This is a genomic window from Arthrobacter sp. (assembly GCF_030540645.1).
In the GTDB taxonomy this organism is placed as follows: Bacteria; Actinomycetota; Actinomycetes; order Actinomycetales; family Micrococcaceae; genus Specibacter.
In genome coordinates this window covers 1,392-4,919 of record NZ_JAUNVV010000131.1, presented here as the reverse complement: position 1 = coordinate 4,919, position 3,528 = coordinate 1,392, and the positions used below count along the sequence as shown (strand labels likewise).

The window sequence follows — 3,528 nt, the reverse complement described above, 5'->3', positions numbered from 1 at the left end:
CGTACGGTGGTGTGAGAGGAGGGGCGGGAGACCCGCCCCTCCTACTCGATCGGTGTCTAGCAGCCGTAGTACAGCTCGAATTCGTACGGGTTCGGGCGCAGTTGCAGCGGCTTGATCTCGTATTCGCGCTTGTAGTCGACCCAGGTGTCGATCAGGTCCTGGGTGAACACTCCGCCAGCTTGCAGGAACTCATTGTCGTCCTCCAAGGCGATCAAGGCCTCTTCGAGTGACTCGGGCGCCTTCGGGATGTCCTTGGCCTCCTCCGGGGGAAGCTCGTACAGGTCCTTGTCGATGGGGGCGGGGGGCTCGATGCGGTTGCGGATACCGTCCAGGCCGGCCATCAACTGGGCGGCGAAGGCCAGGTACGGGTTGGAGGAGGGATCCGGTGCACGGAACTCCAAGCGCTTGGCCTTCGGGTTCGAGCCGGTGATCGGAATGCGGATGCCCGCAGAGCGGTTGCCCTGCGAGTACACCATGTTCACGGGTGCTTCGAAGCCCTTGACCAGACGGCGGTAGGAGTTGACGGTGGGGTTGGTAAACGCCAGCACAGCCGAGGAGTGCTTCAGCAGACCGCCAATGTACCAGCGGGCCATGTCGGAGAGGCCTGCGTAGCCTTTCTCGTCGTAGAACAGCGGCTCGCCACTGGTCCACAGGGACTGGTGGCAGTGCATGCCCGAACCGTTGTCTCCGAAGACCGGCTTGGGCATGAACGTGACGGACTTGCCCCACGCCCACGCGGTGTTCTTGATGACATACTTGAACTTCTGCATATCGTCGGCTGCGTGCACCAGCGTGTTGAACTTGTAGTTGATTTCAGCCTGGCCGGCGGCGCCAACCTCGTGGTGGGAGCGCTCAACTTCCAAGCCTGCCGCATCCATTTCAAGGCACATGGCGTCGCGCAGATCGGCCTGGTGGTCAATCGGGGCCACGGGGAAGTAGCCGCCCTTTTCGGGCGTCTTGTACCCAAGGTTGCCGCCCTCTTCCTTGCGACCGGTGTTCCAGTAGGCCTCTTCGGAGTCGATCTTGTAGAAGGATCCCTTGGCTGAGGATTCGTATTGCACGTTGTCGAAGACGAAGAACTCGGCTTCGGCACCAAAGAATGCGGTGTCGGCGATGCCGGTGGAAGCCAGGTAGGCCTCGGCCTTTTCGGCCACGCCGCGCGGGTCGCGGTGGTACGGGTCGCCGGTGCGCGGGTTCACGATGGAGAAGTTCAGCGCCAGCGTCTTTTCCTTACGGAACGTGTCAACGAAGGCGGTCTTGGGGTCCGGGATCAGCTGCATGTCGGATTCGGCGATGCCCTGGAATCCACGGATGGAGGAGCCATCGAAGAGCTGGCCGTTGACGAAGAAGTCAAGGTCCACTGTCTTGGCAGGCACGTTGAAGTGCTGCTGGACGCCGGGAAGGTCGGTGAATCGAATATCGACGAACTTCACATCTTCGTCTTTGATGAACTGCAGGACTTCTTCCGCGTTCTTGAACATCTTGCTCCTTGGTGCTGGGGGCTTTGGCCGACTGTTCCCGGCCGTGGGCAATGCAACTTCTCATAAGAGTAGATCGACGCTATTTCTCTACCGTGTCAGAAATGTTTCCAGCACGTTACACGTGCCGGAAACGGTGTCCGATGCCCGGCTTCCAGCCTGCGCCGGTAGGCTGGGGGAGTGGTAGATCGTAAAGACATAGGTTCATGGCTCACTGGGCCGGACACTTCTAATATATCGAAATTCCCCGGCGAGCGTTTAGGCCGGCCGGAATCCGGACCCGGTTCCATGGCCCGTGCCGGACGGCGCATCCTTGCCCTGTGCATCGACTGGGGCTTGTCCTACCTGATTGCGGTCGCCTTCTTCAACAGCAATCCCAACGCCATTCTCGCCATTTTCGCGGCCGAACAGATGGTCCTTGTGGGCACTCTGGGCTACAGCGTGGGCCACAGGATCATGGGCATCCATGTCACCAGGGTCGACGGCGGAGCTCCCGGCCTGCTTGCAGGTGTGGTTCGCGCTCTGCTGGTGTGCCTGGTGATCCCGGCCATCATTGTTGACGCGGACCACCGGGGACTGCACGACAAGGCCATGAAGACCATCCTGGTCCGCCGCTAGAGTCACCGTCCAAGGTATACAGTCCCGGCCAGTTGGCTCCACAAGACCTTGCAGTTGGTCACGCCCATCGCTGGTTTCGGGTGCGCGCGCCTTCCGCGGCTGTCATTCCTGTTGGACAATGGGTCGATGCAGACCCTTCGTGATGAACTTCGAGCAATTCCTTCCATCGTTGGAAAAGCCCCAGGCTTCGATTTGGCTTCAGCACCGCAGACACCCCAGGAGCTATTTCTAGTTTGGTTGCGGCAGGCAGTTGGTGCTGGGGTGCCGGAACCCCACGCTGCCACGCTTTCGACCGTTGATCGGGACGGTCTGCCCGATGCGCGCGTATTGATCATCAAAGACGTCACCGACGACTGCGGCTTCAAGATCTCGACAAGCGACGAATCTGCAAAGGGTCGCCAACTGGGACACAACCCGAACTGTGCGCTCACGTTCTTTTGGAGTCCACTAGCCCGTGCGGTTCGAGTTCGCGGGATCGCGCAACGGGCTTCCACGGCTGAGTCAGCCGCAGACTTCCTCGCACGCCACCCGCATACCCGAGTCTTCGCTTTGGCAGGTCAGCAGAGTTCCGTGATTCCTGATTCGGCTACTCGCGATGAGGAGATTGCACGTGCCAAAGCAGAGGTTGAGTCGAACAAAGATGTTCGCTCACCGCATTGGGCGGTGTGGACCATCGCAGCAAATTCAGTCGAATTCTGGCAAGGCGATCCCAGTCGCGATCACCAGCGCCTTCGCTATGTCCGGACCGGGTCCGGATGGGATACGCAACGCCTACGGCCCTGAGGGCAGGAACGAAAGCATCGAGTCTCGTCGTCCGGTTTTGATGACAGAGGGCTCATGCGCCCCACGGGCACTCTGTCTGAACGGCGAGTCTTCTACCGGGCGTAGTCTTCCGGTGCGGTTTTGGGGCCGGGGAAGATTTGGTTGAGCCAGGCAAGCGCGATCCCAGCCGGATGCTCGCCGCGCTTGGCAGCAACCTTTTCAAAAGCGGCAACCCTGTCCCGGGACCCTTTCAGCGCTTTGGCGGCGCGGCCCTCCAACCCGCGCACGCCGTCGTTCCAGTTCTTCAGGACGCAGCCGAGCAGGCCCCCATGCAAAGGTGACCACGGCAGCAGTCCAGACCATGGTGATCGGCTGCAGGGATGTCCTCACGCTCAACACTGCGCTGGAACAGATTGCAAATGGACGGTTCGCTGACCAGTCACTGACAGGGTGCCGGATGGCGGCTTCCTGCGCCGTGGCAATGTGCCAGCCGGCGAAGTTGGAGCTGCCCGAGTAGATGATCTTGCCTTGTTAGACGGCGACGTATACTGCCTGCCAGATCACTTCCCAGGGTGTGCCGCGGTCAACGTGGTGAAATTGGTACAGATCGATGTGGTCCGTTTGTAGCCGCTGCAGGCTGGCATCCAGGGCGCGGCGGATGTTCAAGGCG

3 protein-coding genes and 1 pseudogene are annotated in these 3,528 nt (G+C 60.7%); 2 read left to right on the top strand and 2 right to left on the bottom strand.

Annotated features, from left to right (window positions below; all coding sequences use genetic code 11):
• Positions 1–56: 56 nt before the first annotated feature.
• The gene (glnA, locus tag Q4P21_RS15755) at positions 57–1,481 is read right to left on the bottom strand and encodes a type I glutamate--ammonia ligase (RefSeq protein WP_207344211.1); all 1,425 of its coding nucleotides are present in this window, start codon (positions 1,479–1,481) and stop codon (positions 57–59) included.
• 177 nt (positions 1,482–1,658) lie between these two features.
• Between glnA and Q4P21_RS15750 the strand changes: the two genes are divergently transcribed.
• Both Q4P21_RS15750 and Q4P21_RS15745 read left to right on the top strand, forming a co-directional pair.
• Positions 1,659–2,096, top strand: coding sequence for an RDD family protein (locus Q4P21_RS15750; protein WP_303389667.1), 438 nt, complete (start codon positions 1,659–1,661; stop codon positions 2,094–2,096).
• 126 nt (positions 2,097–2,222) lie between these two features.
• Positions 2,223–2,879, top strand: coding sequence for a pyridoxal 5'-phosphate synthase (locus Q4P21_RS15745; protein ID WP_303389670.1), 657 nt, complete (start codon positions 2,223–2,225; stop codon positions 2,877–2,879).
• A 92-nt stretch (positions 2,880–2,971) separates the two neighbouring features.
• Here Q4P21_RS15745 and Q4P21_RS16355 read toward each other — a convergent pair.
• Positions 2,972–3,528 (bottom strand): annotated as a pseudogene (locus Q4P21_RS16355) (aldo/keto reductase); the annotation flags it as partial.